A 21,287-nucleotide genomic window follows, 5' to 3' on the forward strand; every position below is an offset into this window, starting at 1 on the left:
ATCATGTCGGGGGCCGTGCTTCTCTTCCTGATCCTCGGGCTCGGCGGCGTCGCCTGGGCGACGGCGCGGGCCAAGGCCGCCCGCTTCGCCCCGGTCGGCGGCGTGCGCGCCCACTCGCGGCCCAACTACCACGGCTGGTACGTCGCCCTGTGGGCGATCGTGCCGGCGCTGATCTTCTTCGCGGTCTGGAACAACGTGGCGCCCGGCCTGGTGATGGGCGCCGCGCTGGACAGCCCGGCCGCCGCCGCGCTGCCGCCGCCGGGCATGGAGCGCAGCGCCATCCTGGCCGAGGTGCGCGGCCTAGCGGACGGCAGCGTCGCCGCCGCCTTCAACCCCATCTCCAATACCTTGCTCGCGGCCTATCAGGCGGCGGACATGCGCTACGCGATCATCGGCACGGTCGCCGCCCTGCTGCTCGCCTTTGCCGGCGGGGCGTGGGCCTTCACCCGCCTGAACCCGCAGTTCCGCGCCCGCACGCAGGTGGAACGGGTGGTGATGGGCACGCTGCTCGTCGCCTCGCTGATCGCGATCCTCACCACCGTCGGCATCGTCGCGTCGCTGCTGTTCGAATCGCTGCGCTTCTTCGCCAAGGTGAACCCGATCGAGTTCCTGTTCGGCCTCACCTGGAGCCCGCAGACGGCGATCCGCGCCGATCAGGTCGGATCCTCCGGCGCGTTCGGTGCGGTGCCGCTATTCTGGGGCACGATCTTCATCGGCGCGATCATCGCCATGGCCGTCGCCATCCCGCTCGGCCTGATGAGCGCGATCTACCTGACGCAATATGCCCGGCCGCAGGTGCGCAAGTGGATGAAGCCGATCCTGGAGATACTCGCCGGCGTGCCGACCGTGGTCTACGGCTATTTCGCCGCCCTCACCGTGGCACCGGCGCTGCGCAGCTTCGCGGTGACGGTTGGCATATCCGGCGCCTCGTCGGAGAGCGCGCTCGCTGCCGGCCTGGTGATGGGCGTGATGATCATCCCCTTCGTCTCCTCGATGGCGGACGACAGCATCGCCGCCGTGCCGCAGTCGATGCGGGACGGGTCGCTGGCGATGGGCGCCACTACGTCGGAGACGATCCGCAAGGTGCTGGTGCCGGCCGCCCTGCCCGGCGTAGTCGGCGGCGTGCTGCTGGCCGTATCCCGCGCGATCGGCGAGACGATGATCGTGGTGATGGCCGCCGGCCTCGCCGCCAACCTCACGCTCAATCCGTTCGCCAGCGTCACCACCGTGACGACCCAGATCGTCCAGCTGCTGACCGGCGACCAGGAGTTCGACAGCGCCAAGACGCTCGCCGCCTTCGCGCTCGGCCTCGTATTGTTCCTCGTCACCCTGGCGCTGAACATCGTCGCCCTTCGGGTCGTGAAGAAATATCGGGAAGCCTATGAATAGCTCGCTCGTCGCCGGCATTCCGGCCACGGGAGCGGAACCCGCCGCCCCCGCCCGCACGCCCACCGACTGGAAGGGCGGCGCCATGCAGGGCCGCATCCGCCGCCGCTACGCGGCGGAGCGGCGCTTCCGCCTGCTCGGCCTGTCGGCGGTGGTCATCTCGGCCGGCTTCCTCATCTTCCTGCTCGTCACGATGATCGGCAACGGCGCGCGCGGCTTCACCCAGACCGAGCTGAAGCTGCCGATCGAGTTTCCCCGCTCCACGCTGATGATCGATCCGGCCGCGCTCGGCGGCGCGGGCAAGGACGCGGCCCTCGCCGCCGCCGATTTCGAGGGGGCCACCGCCGCCGCCGCCGATGCCGCTTACGGCGAGGGCGGCGCCCGCCTTTTGTCCGACGGCGCCTGGCTGAAGGTGCGCGACGCGGTCGCCGCCGATCCGGCGCTGCTGAAGGGCAAGGCCGACATCTGGGTGCCGGCCGCGACCGGCATCGATCTCGCCGCCAAGAGCGAGGCCGCGCCCGAGGACGAGGCGACCTATGCCCGGCTCTCCGGCGCGGGCGCCACGCGGACGGGCTTCAACCTGGCCTTCCTGACCAGCGCCGACTCCACCGATCCCACGCTCGTCGGCATCTGGGGCGCGCTCAAGGGATCGCTGCTGACGATGTTCGTCACCCTGGTGCTCGCCTTCCCGATCGGCGTGCTCTCCGCCCTCTATCTTGAGGAATATGCCCCGCGGAACCGCTGGACCGACCTGATCGAGGTCTCGATCAACAATCTGGCGGCGGTGCCCTCGATCATCTTCGGCCTCCTCGGCCTCGCGGTGTTCCTCAACTTCATCAACATGCCGCGCTCGGCGCCGATCGTCGGCGGCCTCACCTTGGCGCTGATGACGATGCCGGTGATCGTCATCGCCGGGCGCAACGCCATCAAGTCCGTACCGCCCTCGATCCGCGACGCGGCGCTGGGCATCGGCGCCAGCCGGGTGCAGGTGGTGTTCCACCACGTGCTGCCGCTGGCGCTGCCCGGCATCCTCACCGGCACGATCATCGGCATGGCCCGCGCCCTGGGCGAGACGGCGCCGCTGCTGATGATCGGCATGCGCGCCTTCATCTCCTCGCCGCCCGGCGGCCTGTCCGCGCCCGCCACGGTGCTGCCGGTGCAGATCTTCCTCTGGTCGGACGAGGTGAGCCGCGGGTTCGTCGAGAAGACGTCCGCCGCGATCATCGTCCTTCTCATCTTCCTGCTGCTGATGAATGGCTTGGCCATCTATCTGCGCAATCGCTTCGAAAGACGCTGGTGATGCCTGAAAAAGTCATGGCTGATAGCACCCTCAACGATCTCGCCGCGCACCAGCAGGCCGCGCCGGGCGAGACGCTCAAGATGACGGCGCGGCACGTCAACGTGTTCTACGGGCCGAAGCAGGCGATCAACGACGTCTCGATCGACGTGACGCGCGAGAACGTCACCGCCTTCATCGGCCCGTCCGGCTGCGGCAAGTCCACCTTCCTGCGCACGCTCAACCGGATGAACGACACCGTCGCCTCCGCCCGCGTGGAGGGCGAGATCACGCTGGACGGCGAGAATATCTACTCCAGCGGCATGGATGTGGTGCAGCTGCGCGCCCGCGTCGGCATGGTGTTCCAGAAGCCCAACCCGTTCCCCAAGTCGATCTACGAGAATGTCGCCTACGGCCCGCGCATCCACGGCCTCGCCGGCGCCAAGGCGGAGATGGACCGCATCGTCGAGCAGTCGCTGCGCCGCGCCGGCCTGTGGGACGAGGTGAAGGACCGGCTGAGCGAGAGCGGCACCGCGCTTTCCGGCGGCCAGCAGCAGCGCCTGTGCATCGCCCGCGCGATCGCCGTCGATCCCGAGGTGATCCTGATGGACGAGCCCTGCTCCGCGCTGGACCCGATCGCCACCGCCAAGATCGAGGAGCTGATCCACGAGCTGCGCGGCCGCTACGCCATCGTGATCGTCACCCACAACATGCAGCAGGCCGCGCGCGTCAGCCAGCGCACCGCCTTCTTCCACCTCGGCACGCTGGTGGAATATGGCGACACATCCGATATCTTCACCAATCCCCGCCAGACGCGGACCAAGGATTACATCACCGGCCGCTACGGCTGAGGAGAGTCTCATGGCGACGACGACCGGACATACCGTCAAGGCGTTCGACGACGATCTCGGCCAGCTGCGCGCGCTGGTGGCGGAGATGGGCGGCCGGGCGGAGGCCGCCATCTCCGATTCGATGCAGGCGCTGATCCACCGCGATCTGGACGCCGCCGCCCGCATCGTCGACGAGGACAAGAAGATCGACGCGATCGAGGCCGAGATCGAGCGGCAGGCGCTGCGCCTGATCGCCCTGCGCGCGCCGATGGCGGACGATCTGCGCGACGTGCTGGCGGCGCTGAAGATCTCCGGCGTGATCGAGCGGATGGGCGATTATGCCAAGAACATCGCCAAGCGCGTGCCGGTGCTGGAGGGCGCCAAGAGCATCGAGCCGCTCTCCATCCTGCCGGCCATGTCGCGCGCCGTCTCCGCGATGGTGAAGGGCGTGCTGGACGCCTATGCCGCGCGCGACCCCAACGGCGCCATCCGCGTGTGCGAGAGCGACCGTGAGGTCGACGATTTCTACAACAGCCTGTTCCGCGCGCTGCTGACCCACATGATGGAGAATACGCACACGATCACCGCGGCGACCCACCTGCTGTTCATCGCCAAGAATCTCGAGCGCATCGGCGATCATGCGACGAACATCGCTGAAATGGTCTATTTCGCCGCGACCGGGCAGCAGATGGCCGAGCGCCCGAAGGGCACCGACAGCCTGGCCCGGGGGGTCTGACGCGATGGCCCGCGCCCGCCTGCTGCTGGTCGAGGACGACGCCGCGCTCGCCGAGCTGCTGATCTGGCATTTCGAGCGCGAGGACTTCACCGTCGAGCATACCGCCGACGGCGAGGAGGCGCTGATGCTGGCGCGCGAGCAGCCGCACGATCTGGTGCTGCTGGACTGGATGATCGAGGGCGGCATCTCCGGCATCGAGGTCTGCCGCCGCCTGCGCCGCCTGCCCGATACCGCCAACGTGCCGATCATCATGCTGACGGCGCGCGGCGAGGAGGAGGATCGCGTGCGCGGGCTGGAGACGGGCGCGGACGACTACGTCACCAAGCCCTTCTCCCCGCGCGAGCTGGTCGCCCGCGTCGGCGCGGTGCTGCGGCGGGTGCGCCCGGCTTTGGCCGGCGAGCGGCTTGCCTATGCCGATATCGAGATGGACACGGTGGCCCACAAGGTGCGCCGCGGCGGCGACAGCGTGCCGCTCGGCCCCACCGAGTTCCGCCTGCTGCGCCACTTCCTCGAACATCCCGGCCGCGTCTTCTCGCGCGAGCGGCTGCTCGACTCCGTCTGGGGGCGCGAGGCGGACATCGAGCCGCGCACGGTGGATGTCCACATCCGTCGCCTGCGCAAGGCGATCAACGATGGCGGTCGCAGCGACATCATCCGCACGGTGCGCTCGGCGGGCTATGCGCTGGACGAAGAGGCGGCGTAGAGCCCTCCCCCTCCCGGCCGCCTCGCCTGACGCGTCCTCGAATGATTGCCGCCCGACGCCACGCGTCGCGCCGCTACAGCGTCCAGCGGTCCACGTCGCCGGGCAGCGCCACGCCGCGCCACATGCCCTTCAGGTCGGCGATCAGGCCGCCATCCTCGGTCAGTCCGCGCAGCGCCTCGGCGGTCAGCGCGCGGTAGCCGGCGTGGGGCACCGCGCCCAGCACCAGGTCGTAGCGCGCCTCCAGCGCCTCCGGCACCAGCGCCAGGCCATATTCGTGCGCCGCCTCCGATCCGTCCGCCAGCGGATCGTGGACGGTCACGACATGGCCCAGCGTCTCCAGCCGGCGGATCACGTCCACCACCTTGCTGTTGCGCAGGTCGGGCACGTCCTCCTTGAAGGTCAGGCCCAGCACCAGCACCGATCCGGCCTTGTGCCCGCGCCGGGCATGCAGCTGATCGGCCACCCAGCCGCCCATCTCGTCGTTGATCGAGCGGCCGGAGAGGATCACCTGCGGATCGTGGCCGATCTGCTGCGCGCGATACGAGAGATAATAGGGGTCCACGCCGATGCAGTGGCCGCCGACCAGGCCGGGGTGGAATTTCAGGAAGTTCCACTTGGTGCCGGCCGCATCCAGCACGTCCCAGATGGAGATGCCGAGGCCGGCGAAGATCTGCGTGATCTCGTTCATGAAGGCGATGTTGATGTCGCGCTGGGCGTTCTCGATCACCTTGGCCGCCTCCGCCGCCCTGATCGATGCCGCGCGGAAGGTGCCGGCGGTCGTTACCCGATCGTAGATGGCGGCGATGCGATCGGTGATCTCGGGCGTCTCGCCGGCCACCACCTTCACGATGCGGTCGATCGTGTGCTCGCGGTCGCCCGGATTGATCCGCTCGGGGCTGTAGCCGAGGAAGAAGTCCACGCCGCGCTTGCAGCCGGAGACGCGCTCCAGCTCCGCGCCGCACAGATCCTCCGTCACGCCGGGATAGACGGTGCTCTCGTAGATCACCAGCGTCTCCCGCCCCGGCCGGATCAGCGAGCCCACGGTGCGGGTGCCGCGCATCAGCGGGCCGAGATCGGGCTGGTTCTGCGCATCCACCGGCGTCGGCACGGTGACGATGTAGACGTCGGCGCCGGTCGCATCGGCCGCGCGGCTCGTCAGCAGCAGCGGGGATGCCTTCATTCGCTCGGCATCGATCTCGCGCGTGCGGTCCTCGCCCCGGCGCAGCTGGTCGATGCGGCTGCGATCGATGTCGAAGCCGGTCGTCTTGAAGCTCTCGGCCAGAGCCACCGCCAGCGGCAGCCCGACATAGCCGAGGCCGATCACGACGACGTGCGGGTCCGAAACTGCAACCATGATTCCCCCGTGGCGGCCGTGCCGCTATGCCTGCTGGTCGCCCGGCTTATCCACGCCTGTGTTTGAGTTTGCATTAACGACGCGGCACAAGGCTGGCGGCAACCCGCGCCGGGCTGCCGCGTTGGCGTCCATCATCGGGAGACACTGACCATGCGCCGCACCCTCACCCTCTGCCTGCTCGGCACTACCGTCGCCCTCGCCGCCTGCTCGATGGACGGCAAGGGCATGCGATCCGCCGGCAGCACGGCGATGGCCGCCCCGCCCGCCAGCGCCACCCTGACGAACGAGGCCGGCATGGTGATGGGCACCGCCACGTTCACGCCGGTGAAGGATGGCGTGCGCCTCGTCGTGGAGGGCAAGGGCCTCACCCCCGGCGCGCACGGCCTGCACATCCACACCGTCGGCCGGTGCGAGGCACCGGGCTTCACCAGCGCCGGGCCGCACTGGAACCCGACGAACATGAAGCACGGCAAGGATGCGCCGGGCGGCCCGCACATGGGCGACGTGCCGAACCTGATCGCCGGGGCGGACGGAACGGGCCGGCTGGAGGCGACCCTGCCGGGCACCCTCACCGGCGGCGCCACGCCGCTGATCGATGCCGACGGCGCCGCGATCGTGATCCACGCCGCCGCCGACGATTACACCACCGATCCCAGCGGCAACAGCGGCGGCCGTATCGCGTGCGGCGTCATCAACGCCGGCTGAGGGAGACGACGCGCGATCGCCCGTCGCGAGGCGGCGACCGCGCCGACCCTGCGCCGCCTGAACTGTTGTCGCGAAACCTCTTCGTGCATGGGATGGTAGCGGAGGAGGGACTTGAACCCCCGACACGCGGATTATGATTCCGCTGCTCTAACCAGCTGAGCTACTCCGCCCCGATCGGCGATGCCATCGCGGTGCGGCGCCTATAGGCACGGCTCACGCCAGGGTCAACTGGCGTCCGGCGGCGCGACGCGATAGAGCCGCGAAGGAATCGATAAGCTCGGGGAGATGATGGTGGAGCGGTACGACGTCTTGATCGTGGGCGCCGGACATGGCGGCGCACAGGCGGCACTGATGCTGCGGCAGCAGAAGTTCGCCGGCACGATCGCGCTGCTCGGCGATGAGCCGGAACCGCCCTACGAACGCCCGCCGCTCTCCAAGGAATATCTGTCGGGCGAGAAGACGTTCGAGCGCATCCTGATCCGCCCGGCCACCTTCTGGGCGGAGCGGGAGGTGGCGCTGCTGCTGGATCGCCGCGTCGTCTCGGTCGATCCGGCCGCGCACGCCGTCGTCCTGGCCGACGGTTCGTCGATCGGCTACGGCACGCTGATCTGGGCGACCGGCGGCAGCCCGCGCCGCCTCTCCTGCCCCGGCCACGATCTCGTCGGCGTGCACGGCGTGCGCACCCGCGCCGACGTCGACCGGATGATGGGGGAGCTGGACGGCGTGACCAACGTCGTGGTGATCGGCGGCGGCTATATCGGGCTGGAGGCGGCCGCCGTCCTCACCAAGTTCGGCAAGACGGTCACGGTGCTGGAGGCGCTCGACCGGGTGCTCGCGCGCGTCGCCGGCGAGCCGCTGTCGCGCTTCTACGAGGCGGAGCATCGCGCCCACGGCGTGGACGTGCGGCTGGGCGCCAAGGTGGACGGCCTCGTCGGCTTCCAGTCCGTCGGCGAGGACGAGCCCGCCCGCGTCACCGGCGTGCACATGAGCGACGGCGAGGTGCTGCCGGCCGAGATGGTGATCGTCGGCATCGGCATCGTCCCCGCCGTCGAGCCGCTGCTGGAGGCCGGCGCCGAGGGCGGCAACGGCGTGCTGGTGGATGCGCAGTGCCGCACCAGCCTGCCCGACATCTTCGCCATCGGCGATTGCGCCGCCCACGCCAATGATTTCGCGCGTGGCGCCACCATCCGGCTGGAATCGGTGCAGAACGCCAACGATCAGGCGACGCTGGTCGCCAAGACGATCATGGGCGCGGCCGACCCCTATCATGCGGTGCCGTGGTTCTGGTCCAACCAATATGATCTGCGCCTGCAGACGGTGGGCCTATCCACCGGCTTCGATGCGGCGATCGTGCGTGGCGAGCCGGCGTCGCGCAGCTTCTCCGTGGTGTATCTGCGCGAGGGCAAGGTGATCGCGCTCGATTGCGTGAACGCCACCAAGGATTATGTGCAGGGCCGTGCGCTGGTGCTCGGCGGCCTCGCCCCGCCGCCGGCGAGCCTGGCCGATCCGGCGATCCCGCTGAAGTCGCTCGCCGCCTGAGCCACGATCGCGGCGGCAGCGGAACCGCGCGCCCCTCCTCTCGTTCCCGGCTCGAACCTGCTGTGCGAGGAGTGGTGCGATGGAGCTTTCGGTTTCGCTTGAGACGGTGTGTCGCCTGATCGTCCGGGCCCGCGAGCTGGAGGCCCAGGTGCCGGCCATCGAGACCGACGAGGAGGCCGATCCCACCGACTCCGACGACGGCATGGCCGTGCTGGAGGATGAGGCGAACGAATCGATTGAGGCCGAGATGATGGCCGCGCTGGATGATCTGGCCGACGATCAGATCGCCGAGATCCTGGCTCTCGCCTGGGTCGGCCGTGGCACCTACGACGCCAGCGAGTGGGAAGACGCGCTGGAGGAGGCGAACGACGCCGACGCGGAAGACCCGATCGACCAGCTGCTCGATATGCCGATGCTGGCCGGCTATCTCGACGCCGGGCTGGCGGCGTTCGATCTCAGCTGCGAGGGCATCGGCCAGATCGACTGAGGCTCGGCCGGGCGCGCGTCGGCACGCGCGCCCTAAAACGTCGTGCCGGGGCAGGCTGACATCCATGTCTCTCCCGCGCTCGGGTGCCGTTCGCCGCGCAAGACATGGATTCAGTCCTCGTCGTGGCGAGGGTTCAGGCGGCCACGCCCTCCTCGAAGTCCACCTCCGCCAGGAAGCGCTCGGCGTCCAGCGCGGCCATGCAGCCGGTGCCGGCGGCGGTTATCGCCTGACGATAGACCTTGTCGGCCACGTCGCCGCAGGCGAACACGCCGGGGATGTTGGTGAGCGACGTGCCCGGCTTCACCCGCAGATAGCCGTCATCGTCATGGTCGAGCTTGCCGACGAATAGTTCGGTGGAGGGGTGGTGGCCGATCGCCACGAAGCCGCCGTCCACGTCGAGCCGGCTGATCTCGCCGGTCTTGGTGTCGCGCAGGTCCAATGCGACCAGGCCGGCATTGCCCTCCCCCCCGATGAACTCCGCCACCTCCTTGTTCCACAGCACCTTGATGCCGTGATGCTTGAACAGCCGCTCCTGCAGGATCTTCTCGGCGCGGAAGCTGTCGCGGCGGTGGATCAGCGTCACGTCGTGCGTGTGGTTGGTCAGGTACAGCGCCTCCTCCACGGCGGTGTTGCCGCCGCCGATCACCGCCACCTTCTTGCCGCGGAAGAAGAAGCCGTCGCACGTCGCGCAGGCGGATACGCCCTGCCCGCGCAGCCGCGTCTCGCTCTCCAGCCCCAGCCATCTCGCCTGCGCGCCGGTGGCGATCACCAGCGTGTCGCAGACATAGACGTCGCCGCCGTCACCGGTGAGGCGGAACGGGCGCTGGCTGAGATCGACGTCGACGATCATATCCCACATCATCTTGGCGCCGACATGCTCGGCCTGCGCCTGCATCTGCTCCATCAGCCACGGGCCCTGGATCACGTCGCGGAAGCCGGGATAATTCTCCACGTCGGTGGTGGTCATCAGCTGGCCGCCGGGCTGGATGCCCTGCACCACGATCGGCGCCATGCCGGCGCGCGCGCCGTAGATGGCGGCGGAGAGACCGGCCGGCCCGGAGCCGAGGATGAGCATGCGGGTCGAATGGGTGGCGGTCATCACGGTCTCGCTGAAGTTCGGCCCAGCGAGATATGCGCGCGCACCGGCGAGTCAAGCACGGCCGCTCTGCCGTGACCCGGCCTGGCGTGGCCTCAGCCCAGTTCGCGCACCGGATCGCTGCCGTCCCAATCCCGCGCGGCATCGCGCATCATCGCGAACACGGGCTTCAGGCCCGCTCCCTCGATCAGCTCGATCAGCGGCGCGCCCTGGCCGGGATCGACGTAGATCGCCTCCACTCCCTCCAGCACGATATCCTGCAGGATCTCGGCGTTGGCGGCCTGCGCCTCGCGCCGCGCCGCCGCGATGTCGTCCACCTCGATGCAGACATGGTGCAGCCCGGTACGGCCCGCGTCCAGCCAGTCGCGGTAGATCGAGGGGGCGTCGTTATGCTGGTCGATCAGCTCGATCTGCATGTCGCCCCAGTAACCGACCGCCATCGAGAAATCGATGTTCGTCTCCGCGCCGCGATGGGTCGCGCGCTTGTAGGCGATGTGGCGCAGGCGGAAGAACGGGCCGGCGCCCAGCGACAGCCAGTGGGCGATCGCCGCCTCGATATCCTCCGGCACGAAGGCGAGCTGCATGATCGGCCCCAGGCTCGCAATCGACATCTCCGGCACTCCTCGCATGATGATCCCGCACTCCTCTTTCGGCGTGGCGGGGCGCGACGCTTAGCTGTCGTTTTACGCAGGTGCGCGGGCGGCCGCGCCAAGCGAGGGGTGATGCCCGGCGCAGGGCGATCGCGCCGCACGGACCGAAGAGGATGCCCGATGGGTCGTACCCTGCGTTTCACCGCCGCCGCCGCGATCACCGCGCTGGCGGCCGCCGCGCTCCAGTCGGCGGCGACGCCCCGACCGCAGGCATCGAAAGACGCCGCCCGCCTGGCCGATGCCAGCGGCGGCGACGATTGGGCCGCCTTCGGCCGCACCTTCGGCGAACAGCATTACAGCCCGCTGGCCGACATCAACGATCGCAACGTGAGCCAGCTCGGCCTCGCCTGGTCGCTCGATCTGCCGTTCGGCAATTCCGTGACGGCGCCGCTGGCGGTGGACGGCACGCTCTATTTCGCCCGCGGCTACAGCGTGGTGCAGGCGGTGGACGCCGCGACTGGCCGCGAATTGTGGACCTACGATCCCAAGGCGCCGGAAGCCGCCGGGCACAAGCTTCGGCAGGGTTGGGGCAGCCGCGGCATCGCCTACTGGAACGGCAAGATCTACACCGGCGCGCATGACGGCCGGCTGATCGCCATCGACGCGAAGACCGGCAAGCCGGTGTGGAGCACGATGACGGTGGACAAGGACGACGTCCGCTTCATCTCCGGCCCGCCGCGCGTGTTCGACGGCAAGGTGATCATCGGCCATGGCGGCGCCGACGTGGGCTCGATCCGCGGCTACGTCTCCACCTACGATGCCGAGACGGGCAAGCTGCTGTGGCGCTTCCACACCGTGCCCGGCAACCCGGCCGACGGGTTCGAGAACAAGGCGATGGAAATGGCGGCCAAGACCTGGGCGGGCGAGTGGTGGAAATATGGCGGCGGCGGCACCGTGTGGAACGCGATGACCTACGATGCCGGCACCGACACCATCCTGATCGGCGTGGGCAACGGCGCGCCGTGGAACCGCAAGGTCCGCAGCCTCGACCAGGGCGACAACCTGTTCCTCTCCTCGATCGTGGCGCTGGATGCCAGGACCGGCGCGTACAAGTGGCACTACCAGACCAACCCCGGCGAGACGTGGGACTATAATGCCGCGATGGACATGGAGCTGGCCGATCTGACGATCGGCGGCGCCCGGCGGCAGGTGCTGATGACGGCGCCGAAGAACGGCTTCTTCTACGTGATCGACCGGACCAACGGAAAGCTGATCTCGGCCGAGCCGTTCGTGAAGGTGACGTGGGCCTCGAAGATCGATCTCGCCACCGGCCGGCCGGTGGAGAATCCGGCGTCGCGCTATCCCAAGGGCACCACCTTCACGATGTGGCCCGGCCCGGTCGGCGCGCATACCTGGCTGCCGATGGCCTTCAGCCCGAAGGCGGGCCTCGTCTACATCCCCGCGATCGAGATGGCGACGAGCTACAATGACGACGGCATCACCCAGCCGACGTGGAAGCGCACGCCCGGCAGCGCGGTGGATGGCGCCGCCAACCCCAATTTCGTGGTGAAGGATGCGGGCCCGCTGAACGCCACGAGCGCCCTGATCGCGTGGAACCCGGTGACGCAGAAGCAGGCGTGGAAGGTGCCGACGCCGGGCTTCTGGAACGGCGGCATCATGGCGAGCGCGGGCAACCTCGTCTTCCAGGGACAGATAGACGGCGCGTTCAATGCCTATGAGGCGGGCAGCGGCAAGCGGCTATGGTCGTTCGCGGCGCAGGCGCCCGTCACCGCGCCGCCGATTACCTACCGCGCCGGCGGCCGCCAATATGTCACCGTGCTGACAGGCATGGGCACCAGCGGCGCCGCCTTCGGCCCGCTGATCGAGCGATACGGCATCGACTATCGCACCCAGGCGCGCCGCGTGCTCACCTTCGCGATCGGCGGCAAGGGCGTGCTGCCGAAGGCCGAGAAGGCCGTCATCACCGCCTCCGACGATCCGACCTACAAGGCGGACAAGGCGTCGGCCGATGCCGGCATAGAGATATATGGCCGGCGCTGCGCCGTGTGCCACGGCGTCTACGCGATCGCCGCCGGCATCGCGCCCGATCTCCGCCAGTCGCCGGTGCCGACCGACGCCGAGGCGTTCAACGCGGTGGTGCGCGGCGGCGCGCTGGTGCCGAACGGCATGCCCCGTTTCGAGGAGCTGACCGACGCCGAGATGCTCCACCTGCGCCAGTATATCCGCAGCGAGGCCGCCGCCCTGCGCACGCGCAAATAGGCGTGGCGGGCGGGTCGTCGCGGCTGTGCCCGGCGACGACCCCGAAGGCGGGAGCTACTCGATCGCGTCCGCCAGCGTCCGTCGCGGGGCGGCCTTCGCGCGGCGCCCGGCGGGCGCCAGGCCGGCAGAGAGGATCAGGTGGCGGATGCCGTCATCGAAGGCCTTTGCCCCGCCCAGCGGCGCGGCGGCGGCATATTGCGCCTCGCGGACGCGCTCCCACGTGCCGGCATCGGTGGCGAGCGCGCACATCCAGTCGGCGAACGACCGGCCGCCGTCATCCCGCCGCGCCACCGCCAGCCCGCTCGTCCCGACCGCCTGGCTGCCGACGATCTGCTCCTCCAGCAGATCGGTCATCACCACCGGAACGCCGAGCATCATCGGCTCCAGCACCTTGGAGGCGACGCCCGCCGCGAAGCGCGTCGGCGCGATCGCGATCCGGGTCTCGGCATAGAGCTCGGCCAGCCGCGCTTCGGACACCACGCCGGCAAACTCGATCGCGGCATCCGTATAGCGTGCCTCGAAGCTCTCGCGCACCTCGGGATGCCAGTAGCCGACGATCGTGAGGGTGAGCCCGGCCATCGCCTCGCGACACTCGCCGTAGATGCGGTCCATGAACCACAGCAGCCCGTCATGGTTGGGCGCGCCGGCCTCGTGGATGGCGCCCACCGCCAGCACGCGCCGCCGCTCGTCGAACGGGCGCGGCGTACCGGCCGGCGCGCGATCGAAGCGGTGGCAGATCATCGATGTCGGGCCGAAGCCCGCCGCCTCGATCAGCTCGCGCTCATAGGGGCTCACGGCGATCCAGTGGGCGACGCTCACGGGCGCGTCCAGCTCCAGCCGCACGGCCGATTGCTGCTCGGCCGCGTCCACCGGCCGGCCGGCCTGCCGCTTCGTCTCCAGCAGCCGCAGCACGCTCAGCGCTTCCGTGTCGCAGATCACCTTGAAGCCGTGCTGGTGGCGCAGCCGCTCGATCAGGCCGCCGAAGCGGGTGAGGTTGTGCGTCCGGCAGACCATGATGTGCGAATAGGCGCCGCCATCGCGCGAGAGCACCGTCTCGACATCCTCGCCCGCCATCCAGCCGCGATAGACGGTGACGAGCGGATCGGAATAATCGTCGACGACGGAGCTTGGATTCAGCACGAGCAGATCGTAGGCGACGCCCGCATCGCTGAGCCCGCCGAGCAGCTGGGCCGAGCGGACGAAGCCGGAGCCGAGCCGCCTGTCCGGCATCAGATCCTCGATCACCAGCAGCCGGGTGCGGTCGATCGTCTGCGGCTTGGCCCCCGCCCCGCCACGCAACGCCAGGGGAGACGGCCGCTGCGCCAGCGCCGCGCGATGCTTCTCGGCGAAGCGGGCCTGGTTGCGGCGGATCAGCGCGTAGGCGGTCGTCGGCGGACGACCCTTGCCGAAGCTCGCATGTTCGAAATGGTTGATCTGGATGGCGGAATCGATCGCCGCCTTCTTGCCCAGCGTCTCGTGGAGGCGGAAGCTGAAGTCCGTCTCCTCATAATAGCCGGGGGAGAACGCCTCGTCGAAGCCGTCCACCGCATCATAGTCCGCCCGGCGGAAGGCGATGAAGCTGCCGGTGCAATAGTCCGCCTCGTGCACGCCCTGGAAATATTCGTTCCACGGATCCTCGTGGCGGCCGAGCCCGATCACGCCGGCCGTGTGGTCCAGGAAGGAGCCCGCCTCCTGCAGCGTCTCGTTGGGCAGGATGGTGAGGCCGCCCAGCAGCCCGATCCAGTCGTCCGCCGCCAGCCGCCCGTGCACCTTCACCAGCGTGTCCGGCGCGAACTCGATATCGTTGTTCGCGACCACGATCACCTTGCCACGCGCTTGGGCGACGCCGGCATTCACCGCGCGCGGGAAGCCGATCGGCCCGGGGAAGCGGACGATCACGAGGCCGGGGCAGCGCGCGAGCAGCCGGTCGGTGCCGTCCTCGCTGCCATTGTCGACGACGATCACCTCGCAGCCGAGGCCGGTCGCCTGCTTCAGGAAGGCGGCGGCGAAATAGGCGCATTCCAGGAAGCGGGCGGTGAACTCCACCTCGTTGAACACCGGCACGATCAGCGAGATGGCCGGATCGACCGAGAAGGGTGTGAAATCCAGCGGCGTGCGGCTCAGCGTATTGAAGCTGCGGCGGGTGCGGCGCTGGAACACCGCCTTGGCGGCATCCATCGCCGGCTGCCCGCTGACGAGCGGCGGCGAGGGCTTGTAGCCGCGCGCCTTGCCGATCAGCAGGAAATGCTCCAGCTCCGATCGGATGCCGAGCTCCCGCATCTCGCCCGGCGCGTGCGGCTGGCGCTCGCGATAATATTGCGGGCTGAAATAGGGGTTGGGCGCATAGCCTTCCGCCAGGCCGTGGAAGATGAAGTGGTAGCTGGCGGACGGGATGTGGCCGCCGCGTATCGCGGTTTCGATATCGGGATGGCGGGTGAGGTAGAAAGCCGGGTCGAAATCCGGCGAGAAGGGCAGATCGCGGTTCATCCCGCTCGTCAGGAAATGGTGCAGGGCCGAGACGTGCGTGCCGGTGAGCAGCGCGTAGCGGGCATCCGCGTTCGTCACGAGATAATAGTCGTCGTCGAAGACGGCGCTCGTCCGCCGCCCGGCTAAGCAGCCATGCCTTATATAGTCCGCGAACGCCCCGACGGGCGCCCGCTCGCCGGCATAGGAGCGGTATGCGAACGGGCAGAACAGGGGATGCGGATTATAGCCCTTGCCATCGCCGTACAGGAGGAAGTCGAGGTAGGAGCCCCGCTCCGTCGGCCGATCGCCGTCCTGCTCCTCGGCGTCGCGCTTCCAGTCAAGGATCTTGGCGTAATAGGGTGCGGAAAACAGCCAGTGGGTGAGTTCGCCGGCGCGCGCGTCCATCTCCATCTGGGCGAGCACATGCTCGATCGTCAGCGGCCCCTGGCGCAGCACCTTGCGGTAGGAGGCGACGCGGTTGTTCGGGAAAGCCGGGAGCGCCTGCTGCCCATCGCGTATGCCGTCGGCCAGGAAATAATCCTCGGCGGAGGGGAACATGCCGCTGGAAAGGGCGAGCCGCGCCTTCTCGTTGACGCGGAGATACCAGTCGGCATCGAAGGTGAAGAGGGGCCTCTCGGCGTAGAACTGGCTCGCGCTCTCCCGCGCCTGCGACGCGGCCGTATCGCGCAGTCCGGCCAGATCCAGCGCGGTAATCGCGTCGCCCAGTTCCTCGCGACCCAGCAGCGCGTCCAGCAGCACCCACCAGTTTGCGCCCGCGACATCGCTGGCGGCGGGAGCAAAACGGGCGACCCATTTAGCCGCTGTCCTGAAGTCGGCAAATGCAAGGCGCTCGTAAGGCGATCGACCACCCTCGATCGCAGTCTTCATCACCACACCCAGCTCACCAGAGCCCAGTATATCGGTGATGACGCGCTTTATAGTCTGGCCGATGCGCTCCTGAATGACTATGTCGTTCTCGGGCGGCCGGGCCAGCAGCAGCAGATATACGGCGCGTATGTCGTCCTTACCGGCGCTGCCATCGAGGAACCTGTGCATCCGATTTGCTCCGCCCACTGGCACGCCTTTTACGATCGAACCTTTATAAGCTAATCGGCTGATTGCAAGCTGACGGGCACCCTCATCCCCCGGCGCATCGCCGCCGCGAGCTTCGGGCGGCGGACGGCCGAAAGCCCGATCCAGGGACTGGCGTCGTCCGGACAGGCGGCCCGCCGCTCACGCCGGCCACGCGAGGATCAGCACGTTGCCCAGCAGCACCAGCGCCGCCACGATCATCAGCACCCCGCGTCGCCGATCCGCCACGCGGCGGCGGATCAGGTAGAGGCCCCCGGCCGCAAGCGCGAAGACCGCCAGCATCGCGGTGCCGAGGAACAGGGGCAGGTTGCCGGCCGGCATGGCTGGCGGCGCGGCCTATTTCTTGCGCGTGAAATCGACCGAGACGACGTTCGAGCCGTCCTCGATCGGCTCGGCCACCGGCGCGTCGTTGCCGGCGCTGCCGGATTCGGGCGCGTCGTCCTCGCCCTGCGCCTGGAACTGCAGCGCGAAATTGACCGCGGGATCGACGAAGCCCGTCACCGCGGCGAAGGGCACGATCAGCTTGGAGGCGACCTGGTTGAAGCTCAGCCCCACCTCGAACCCGTCCGGCGTCACCTTCAGATCCCAGAAACGGTTCTGGATGACGATCGTCATCTCGTCGGGAAAGCGCTCGATCAGGTGGCGCGGGATGTCCACGCCGGCCGCCGTCGTCTTGAAGGTGATGTAGAAATGGTGCTGGCCCGGCAGGCCGCCATTGCGCTCCACCTCGCCCAGCACCCGGCCGACGACGGCGCGCAACGCCTCCTGCACGATCTCGTCATAGGGAATCAGGCTGTCGGGCGCGGTGTCGCTCATGCCCGCTAGGTGAACGCTGCGTTCGGGCCGGTCAAGCGCGTTGCGCCTGTCGCGGGCCGCGCTATAGCCGCCACCATGCGCACCGCCTCGCTCCACCGCAAGACGAACGAGACCGACATCGCCGTGGAGATCAATCTCGACGGTTCGGGCAGCTACAGCATCGCGACCGGGATCGGCTTCCTCGATCACATGCTGGAGCAGCTTTCCCGCCACTCGCTGATCGACATCCATCTCACCGCGAGCGGCGACCTGCATATCGACCAGCATCACACGACCGAGGATTCCGCCATCGCGCTGGGCGAGGCGTTCGGCCGCGCGCTCGGCGACCGGCGCGGTATCGCGCGCTTCGGCCACGCCTATGCGCCGATGGACGAGTGCCTGACGCGCGCGGCGATCGACGTGTCCGGCCGGCCCTTCTGCGTGTGGCGGGTGCAGTTCAGCCAGGCGAAGCTGGGCGACTTCGACACCGAATTGTTCGAGCACTGGTTCCACTCTTTCGCGCAGGGTGCGGGGATCACGCTGCACGTCGAGAATCTCTACGGCCGCAACAACCACCATATCGTCGAGAGCAGCTTCAAGGCGGCGGCGCGGGCGCTGCGCGCGGCGATCGAGATCGACCCGCGCAAGGCCGATGCGATCCCCTCCACCAAGGGGACGCTGGGCGGCCATGCCTGAGCGGATCGCGCTCGTCGATTACGGGGCGGGCAACCTTCGATCGGTCGAGAATGCGCTGCGGGCGGCCGGCGCGGAGGGTGTCGTCGTCACCGCCGATCCGCAGGCGGTGCGGGCTGCGGACCGCATCGTGCTGCCCGGCGTCGGCGCCTTCGCCAACTGCATGGGCGCGCTCTCGGCCGTGCCCGGCATGGTCGCCGCGCTGGAGGAGGCGGTGCGCGGGCGCGCCCGCCCGTTCCTCGGCGTGTGCGTCGGCATGCAGCTGATGGCGGATGCGGGCGAGGAGCATGGCCGCCACGCCGGGCTCGGCTGGATCGGCGGCACGGTGCGCCTGCTCGCCCCGGCCGATGCCGCGCTTAAGGTGCCGCACATGGGCTGGAACGACGTGGTCGCCGCCGCCGCCCATCCGCTGATCGTGCCGGGCGAGGCCTATTTCCTGCACAGCTACGTGTTCGATCCGGCCGATCCGGCGCATCTGGCCGCCACCAGCGACCATGGCGGCGCGCTGACGGCGGCGGTGGCGCGGGACAATATGGTCGGCGTGCAGTTCCACCCGGAAAAGAGCCAGGCCTACGGCCTCGCCTTCCTCCGCCGCTTCCTCGATTGGCGCCCGTGAGCGGGCCTCGCGTGAGAATCACCGCATGAGCCTGATCGTCTTTCCCGCCATCGATCTGAAGGGCGGCCAGATCGTCCGTCTGGCCGAGGGCGACATGGATCGCGCCACCGTCTACGGCGACGATCCGGCGGCGCAGGCGCTGGCCTTCGCGCAGGCCGGCGCCGATCACCTCCACGTCGTCGATCTCGACGGCGCCTTTGCCGGCCAGTCGGTGAATGGCGACGCCGTGGAGGCGATCGTCCGCGCCTTTCCCGGCAAGGTGCAGGTGGGCGGCGGCATCCGGACGCGCGCCGGCATCGATCGCTGGCTGGCGCTTGGCGTCGACCGGGTCGTCATCGGCACCGCCGCGCTGGAGGATCCGGATCTGGTGAAGGCGGCGGCGCGCGATCTGCCCGGCCGCATCGTGGTGGGCGTGGACGCGCGCGACGGCTTCGTCGCGACGCATGGCTGGGCGGAGGTGTCCGACCTCGCCGTCGCCGATCTCGCCGCGCGATTCGTCGATGCCGGCGTCGCCGCCCTGCTGTTCACCGACGTCGGGCGTGACGGGATGCTGAAGGGCTGCAACGTGGAGGCGACGCTGCGCCTGGCCCGCCGCACGACCATTCCGGTGATCGCCAGCGGCGGGGTGGCCGACCTCGCCGACATATTGAAGCTGGCGCGCCACCATTCGGAGGGGATCGAGGGCGTCATCACCGGCCGCGCGCTGTACGACGGCCGGCTCGATCTGGCCGACGCGATCCGCATCGCGCGCGGGCGATAGCGGTGCGCACGCCACCTCCCTTCCCCGAGGCGCTTTCGGTGCGCACGCCTGCCCGGGCGTTGGCGGTGCACCCCCTTCCTCCGCTGCCCCAAGCGCAGTCGAGGGGCCGGCCGGGCGCAGCCGGGCGCATCGCCTGGGCGGCAGGCGTGTCTCGACTGCGCTCGACAGATGGAGTGCCGTCGGGCGTGTCTCGACTTCGCTCGACACACGGCGGGGTTCCGGCGAGGGTCGCCATCTCGTGCGTGGGCGCCGGGGCACACCGGCGATGACCGTCCGGGTCCGCATCATCCCCTGCCTCGACGTCGCCGGCGGGCGGGTGGTGAAGGGGGTGAACTTCGTCGATCTCGCCGATGCCGGCGATCCGGTGCAGCAGGCCCGCGTCTATGATGCCGCGGAGGCGGACGAGCTCTGCTTCCTCGACATCACCGCCAGCCACGAGGGGCGCGGCACCATCCTGGACGTCGTCGCGCGGACCGCCGCCGTCTGCTTCATGCCGCTCACCGTCGGCGGCGGCGTGCGGACGGTGGAGGACGGCCGCGCGCTGCTGCTGGCGGGCGCCGACAAGGTGGCGATCAACTCCGCCGCCGTCGCCCGGCCGGAACTGGCCGGCGAGCTGGCCGAACGGTTCGGCAGCCAGTGCGTCGTTGGCGCGATCGACGCGCGCGCCACGGCGCCGGGCCGGTGGGAGATATACACCCATGGCGGCCGCCAGCCGACCGGCATCGATGCCGTCGCCCACGCCCGCCACCTCGCCGCGCTGGGCGCGGGCGAGCTGCTCGTCACCTCGATGGATCGGGACGGCACGCGCGGCGGCTACGATCTCGCCCTCACCCGCGCCATCGCGGATGCGGTCACGGTGCCGGTGATCGCCAGCGGCGGCGTCGGTACGCTCGGCGATCTGGTGGCCGGCATCCGCGAGGGCGGGGCCAGCGCGGTGCTGGCGGCATCGATCTTCCACTTCGGCCAGCACAGCATCGCGGAGGCGCGCGCCGCGCTGGCGGCGGCCGGCCTGCCCGTGCGCGGCGCCGCCGCGGCGCCGAGCCCCATGGCGCACGGCCCGGGCGCTTGACCCGTGGCCGCCGCCGCTCTCTAACGCCGGCATGACCGAGACGCTGAGAACCCTGGAAGCGACGATCGCGCGCCGGCGCGGGGCCGATCCCGAACACTCCTACGTCGCCCGGCTGTTCGGCAAGGGCCGCGCCAAGATCGCCCAGAAGCTGGGCGAGGAAGCGGTGGAGACGGTGATCGCGGCCATGCGCGGCGACAAACGGGAAATGATCGGCGAGGCGGCCGACCTGCTGTTCCACCTCGCCGTGCTGCTGGCCGAGATGGGCATCCCGCTGGACGCGGTGATGGCCGAGCTCGATCGCCGCGAAGGCATATCGGGCATCGCCGAGAAGGCCGGCCGCACGCCCTGACCCCGTTCCATCTACCGCCGGAGGCCCGCCATGCCGATCGACGCCACCCTGCCCTATGACGACACCAACATCTTCGCCCGCATCCTGCGCGGCGAGATCCCCTCCACCCGCGTGTATGAGGACGCGTTCGCCCTCGCCTTCCACGACATCGCCCCGCAGGCGCCGACCCACCTGCTGGTGATTCCCAAGGGCCGCTACGTCTCGTGGGACGACTTCGCCGCAAAGGCGGACGATGCCGAGATCGCCGGCTTCGTCCGCGCGGTTGGCCATGTCGCGCGCGAGGCGGGGCTGGTGGAGCCCGGCTATCGCCTGCTCGCCAATATCGGCGGGCACGGCCATCAGGAGGTGCCGCACCTGCACGTCCACATCTTCGGCGGGCGGCAGCTGGGCGCGATGCTGCCGCGCTGAGGGCGGGACGCGGCCCCGGCCGATGTCCGTTCCCGCGCTGCCGCTAACCGCGCAGGC

21 protein-coding genes and 1 tRNA gene are annotated in these 21,287 nt (G+C 69.5%); 15 read left to right on the top strand and 7 right to left on the bottom strand.

The annotated features are described in order from the left end of the window. The first annotated feature begins 3 nt into the window (after positions 1-3). The 5 genes from pstC to phoB all read left to right on the top strand — a co-directional run bounded on the left by pstC (position 4) and on the right by phoB (position 4,931). Complete coding sequence (gene pstC, locus GNT64_RS06990) at positions 4-1,389, top strand: phosphate ABC transporter permease subunit PstC (RefSeq protein ID WP_156678849.1); 1,386 nt, start codon at positions 4-6, stop codon at positions 1,387-1,389. Then, positions 1,382-2,686 (top strand): phosphate ABC transporter permease PstA, encoded by a 1,305-nt coding sequence (gene pstA / locus GNT64_RS06995; protein WP_156678850.1) that lies wholly within the window; start codon positions 1,382-1,384, stop codon positions 2,684-2,686. The genes pstC and pstA overlap by 8 nt, the downstream gene beginning before the upstream one ends. 80 nt (positions 2,687-2,766) lie before the next feature. Then, positions 2,767-3,513, top strand: coding sequence for a phosphate ABC transporter ATP-binding protein PstB (pstB, locus tag GNT64_RS07000; protein WP_231639493.1), 747 nt, complete (start codon positions 2,767-2,769; stop codon positions 3,511-3,513). Positions 3,514-3,523: 10 nt separating this feature from the next. Next, complete coding sequence (gene phoU, locus GNT64_RS07005) at positions 3,524-4,228, top strand: phosphate signaling complex protein PhoU (protein WP_156678852.1); 705 nt, start codon at positions 3,524-3,526, stop codon at positions 4,226-4,228. A 4-nt stretch (positions 4,229-4,232) separates the two neighbouring features. Continuing rightward, on the top strand, positions 4,233-4,931 hold the full coding sequence (phoB, locus tag GNT64_RS07010; RefSeq protein WP_156678853.1) for a phosphate regulon transcriptional regulator PhoB: 699 nt from the start codon (positions 4,233-4,235) through the stop codon (positions 4,929-4,931). Positions 4,932-5,004: 73 nt separating this feature from the next. Here phoB and GNT64_RS07015 read toward each other — a convergent pair whose 3' ends face one another. Next, positions 5,005-6,285, bottom strand: a complete 1,281-nt coding sequence (locus tag GNT64_RS07015) for a nucleotide sugar dehydrogenase (RefSeq protein WP_156678854.1) — start codon at positions 6,283-6,285, stop codon at positions 5,005-5,007. 150 nt (positions 6,286-6,435) lie between these two features. Here GNT64_RS07015 and GNT64_RS07020 point away from each other — a divergent pair, with 150 nt between their 5' ends. Then, positions 6,436-6,990 (top strand): superoxide dismutase family protein, encoded by a 555-nt coding sequence (locus GNT64_RS07020; protein ID WP_156678855.1) that lies wholly within the window; start codon positions 6,436-6,438, stop codon positions 6,988-6,990. Positions 6,991-7,083: 93 nt separating this feature from the next. Here the strand turns inward: GNT64_RS07020 and GNT64_RS07025 are convergent. Continuing rightward, positions 7,084-7,160, bottom strand: a tRNA-Met gene (locus GNT64_RS07025). Positions 7,161-7,275: 115 nt separating this feature from the next. On the opposite strand from GNT64_RS07025, the gene GNT64_RS07030 reads away from it, so the two are divergent. Both GNT64_RS07030 and GNT64_RS07035 read left to right on the top strand, forming a co-directional pair. Next, positions 7,276-8,529, top strand: coding sequence for an NAD(P)/FAD-dependent oxidoreductase (locus tag GNT64_RS07030; RefSeq protein ID WP_479683745.1), 1,254 nt, complete (start codon positions 7,276-7,278; stop codon positions 8,527-8,529). A 79-nt stretch (positions 8,530-8,608) separates the two neighbouring features. Continuing rightward, the gene (locus tag GNT64_RS07035) at positions 8,609-9,016 is read left to right on the top strand and encodes a DUF3775 domain-containing protein (RefSeq protein ID WP_156678856.1); all 408 of its coding nucleotides are present in this window, start codon (positions 8,609-8,611) and stop codon (positions 9,014-9,016) included. 133 nt (positions 9,017-9,149) lie between these two features. On the opposite strand, the gene trxB is transcribed toward GNT64_RS07035, so the two are convergent. Together trxB and GNT64_RS07045 are read right to left on the bottom strand one after the other, a co-directional pair. Beyond that, positions 9,150-10,115 carry a thioredoxin-disulfide reductase gene (gene trxB / locus GNT64_RS07040; RefSeq protein ID WP_156678857.1) on the bottom strand — a complete coding sequence of 322 codons (966 nt, stop codon included), beginning with the start codon at positions 10,113-10,115 and terminating at the stop codon, positions 9,150-9,152. A 92-nt stretch (positions 10,116-10,207) separates the two neighbouring features. Then, positions 10,208-10,723: a VOC family protein gene (locus GNT64_RS07045; RefSeq protein ID WP_197277307.1), complete on the bottom strand. Its 516-nt coding sequence runs from the start codon at positions 10,721-10,723 to the stop codon at positions 10,208-10,210. Between the two features lie 159 nt (positions 10,724-10,882). Between GNT64_RS07045 and GNT64_RS07050 the strand changes: the two genes are divergently transcribed. Continuing rightward, entirely contained in the window at positions 10,883-12,982 is a 2,100-nt protein-coding gene (locus GNT64_RS07050; RefSeq protein WP_156678860.1) for a PQQ-dependent dehydrogenase, methanol/ethanol family, read from the top strand. Positions 12,983-13,036: 54 nt separating this feature from the next. On the opposite strand, the gene GNT64_RS07055 is transcribed toward GNT64_RS07050, so the two are convergent. From GNT64_RS07055 to GNT64_RS07065, 3 genes are all read right to left on the bottom strand, one after another. Continuing rightward, on the bottom strand, positions 13,037-16,504 hold the full coding sequence (locus GNT64_RS07055; protein ID WP_156678862.1) for a glycosyltransferase: 3,468 nt from the start codon (positions 16,502-16,504) through the stop codon (positions 13,037-13,039). 177 nt (positions 16,505-16,681) lie between these two features. Continuing rightward, positions 16,682-16,861: a hypothetical protein gene (locus GNT64_RS07060; RefSeq protein WP_156678864.1), complete on the bottom strand. Its 180-nt coding sequence runs from the start codon at positions 16,859-16,861 to the stop codon at positions 16,682-16,684. A gap of 15 nt (positions 16,862-16,876) precedes the next feature. Next, entirely contained in the window at positions 16,877-17,356 is a 480-nt protein-coding gene (locus GNT64_RS07065) for an SspB family protein (RefSeq protein WP_156678866.1), read from the bottom strand. Positions 17,357-17,431: 75 nt separating this feature from the next. Between GNT64_RS07065 and hisB the strand changes: the two genes are divergently transcribed. The 6 genes from hisB to GNT64_RS07095 all read left to right on the top strand — a co-directional run bounded on the left by hisB (position 17,432) and on the right by GNT64_RS07095 (position 21,230). Next, complete coding sequence (gene hisB, locus GNT64_RS07070; RefSeq protein WP_156678867.1) at positions 17,432-18,031, top strand: imidazoleglycerol-phosphate dehydratase HisB; 600 nt, start codon at positions 17,432-17,434, stop codon at positions 18,029-18,031. Continuing rightward, entirely contained in the window at positions 18,024-18,644 is a 621-nt protein-coding gene (gene hisH, locus GNT64_RS07075; protein ID WP_156678868.1) for an imidazole glycerol phosphate synthase subunit HisH, read from the top strand. Before hisB ends, hisH begins: the two co-directional genes overlap by 8 nt. Positions 18,645-18,669: 25 nt before the next feature. After that, entirely contained in the window at positions 18,670-19,404 is a 735-nt protein-coding gene (gene hisA / locus GNT64_RS07080; protein WP_156678869.1) for a 1-(5-phosphoribosyl)-5-[(5-phosphoribosylamino)methylideneamino]imidazole-4-carboxamide isomerase, read from the top strand. 265 nt (positions 19,405-19,669) lie between these two features. Beyond that, complete coding sequence (gene hisF, locus GNT64_RS07085) at positions 19,670-20,473, top strand: imidazole glycerol phosphate synthase subunit HisF (protein ID WP_156678870.1); 804 nt, start codon at positions 19,670-19,672, stop codon at positions 20,471-20,473. A 31-nt stretch (positions 20,474-20,504) separates the two neighbouring features. Then, a complete protein-coding gene (locus tag GNT64_RS07090; RefSeq protein ID WP_156678871.1) occupies positions 20,505-20,822 on the top strand; it encodes a phosphoribosyl-ATP diphosphatase in 318 nt (105 codons plus the stop codon). Between the two features lie 30 nt (positions 20,823-20,852). Next, positions 20,853-21,230, top strand: coding sequence for an HIT domain-containing protein (locus tag GNT64_RS07095; protein WP_156678872.1), 378 nt, complete (start codon positions 20,853-20,855; stop codon positions 21,228-21,230). The last annotated feature ends 57 nt before the right edge of the window (positions 21,231-21,287 follow it).

It is taken from the genome of Sphingomonas profundi (assembly GCF_009739515.1).
Classification (GTDB): Bacteria; Pseudomonadota; Alphaproteobacteria; order Sphingomonadales; family Sphingomonadaceae; genus Alterirhizorhabdus; species Alterirhizorhabdus profundi.

Excerpts from the sequence above, each read along its gene's own strand:
- pstC (WP_156678849.1), top strand. The coding sequence starts at position 4 with ATGTCGGGGGCCGTGCTTCTCTTCCTGATCCTCGGGCTCGGCGGCGTC.
- pstA (WP_156678850.1), top strand. The coding sequence starts at position 1,382 with ATGAATAGCTCGCTCGTCGCCGGCATTCCGGCCACGGGAGCGGAACCC.
- pstB (WP_231639493.1), top strand. The coding sequence starts at position 2,767 with ATGACGGCGCGGCACGTCAACGTGTTCTACGGGCCGAAGCAGGCGATC.
- phoU (WP_156678852.1), top strand. The coding sequence starts at position 3,524 with ATGGCGACGACGACCGGACATACCGTCAAGGCGTTCGACGACGATCTC.
- phoB (WP_156678853.1), top strand. The coding sequence starts at position 4,233 with ATGGCCCGCGCCCGCCTGCTGCTGGTCGAGGACGACGCCGCGCTCGCC.
- GNT64_RS07015 (WP_156678854.1), bottom strand. The coding sequence starts at position 6,285 with ATGGTTGCAGTTTCGGACCCGCACGTCGTCGTGATCGGCCTCGGCTAT.
- GNT64_RS07020 (WP_156678855.1), top strand. The coding sequence starts at position 6,436 with ATGCGCCGCACCCTCACCCTCTGCCTGCTCGGCACTACCGTCGCCCTC.
- GNT64_RS07030 (WP_479683745.1), top strand. The coding sequence starts at position 7,276 with ATGATGGTGGAGCGGTACGACGTCTTGATCGTGGGCGCCGGACATGGC.
- GNT64_RS07035 (WP_156678856.1), top strand. The coding sequence starts at position 8,609 with ATGGAGCTTTCGGTTTCGCTTGAGACGGTGTGTCGCCTGATCGTCCGG.
- trxB (WP_156678857.1), bottom strand. The coding sequence starts at position 10,115 with ATGACCGCCACCCATTCGACCCGCATGCTCATCCTCGGCTCCGGGCCG.
- GNT64_RS07045 (WP_197277307.1), bottom strand. The coding sequence starts at position 10,723 with ATGTCGATTGCGAGCCTGGGGCCGATCATGCAGCTCGCCTTCGTGCCG.
- GNT64_RS07050 (WP_156678860.1), top strand. The coding sequence starts at position 10,883 with ATGGGTCGTACCCTGCGTTTCACCGCCGCCGCCGCGATCACCGCGCTG.
- GNT64_RS07055 (WP_156678862.1), bottom strand. The coding sequence starts at position 16,504 with ATGCACAGGTTCCTCGATGGCAGCGCCGGTAAGGACGACATACGCGCC.
- GNT64_RS07060 (WP_156678864.1), bottom strand. The coding sequence starts at position 16,861 with ATGCCGGCCGGCAACCTGCCCCTGTTCCTCGGCACCGCGATGCTGGCG.
- GNT64_RS07065 (WP_156678866.1), bottom strand. The coding sequence starts at position 17,356 with ATGAGCGACACCGCGCCCGACAGCCTGATTCCCTATGACGAGATCGTG.
- hisB (WP_156678867.1), top strand. The coding sequence starts at position 17,432 with ATGCGCACCGCCTCGCTCCACCGCAAGACGAACGAGACCGACATCGCC.
- hisH (WP_156678868.1), top strand. The coding sequence starts at position 18,024 with ATGCCTGAGCGGATCGCGCTCGTCGATTACGGGGCGGGCAACCTTCGA.
- hisA (WP_156678869.1), top strand. The coding sequence starts at position 18,670 with ATGAGCCTGATCGTCTTTCCCGCCATCGATCTGAAGGGCGGCCAGATC.
- hisF (WP_156678870.1), top strand. The coding sequence starts at position 19,670 with ATGACCGTCCGGGTCCGCATCATCCCCTGCCTCGACGTCGCCGGCGGG.
- GNT64_RS07090 (WP_156678871.1), top strand. The coding sequence starts at position 20,505 with ATGACCGAGACGCTGAGAACCCTGGAAGCGACGATCGCGCGCCGGCGC.
- GNT64_RS07095 (WP_156678872.1), top strand. The coding sequence starts at position 20,853 with ATGCCGATCGACGCCACCCTGCCCTATGACGACACCAACATCTTCGCC.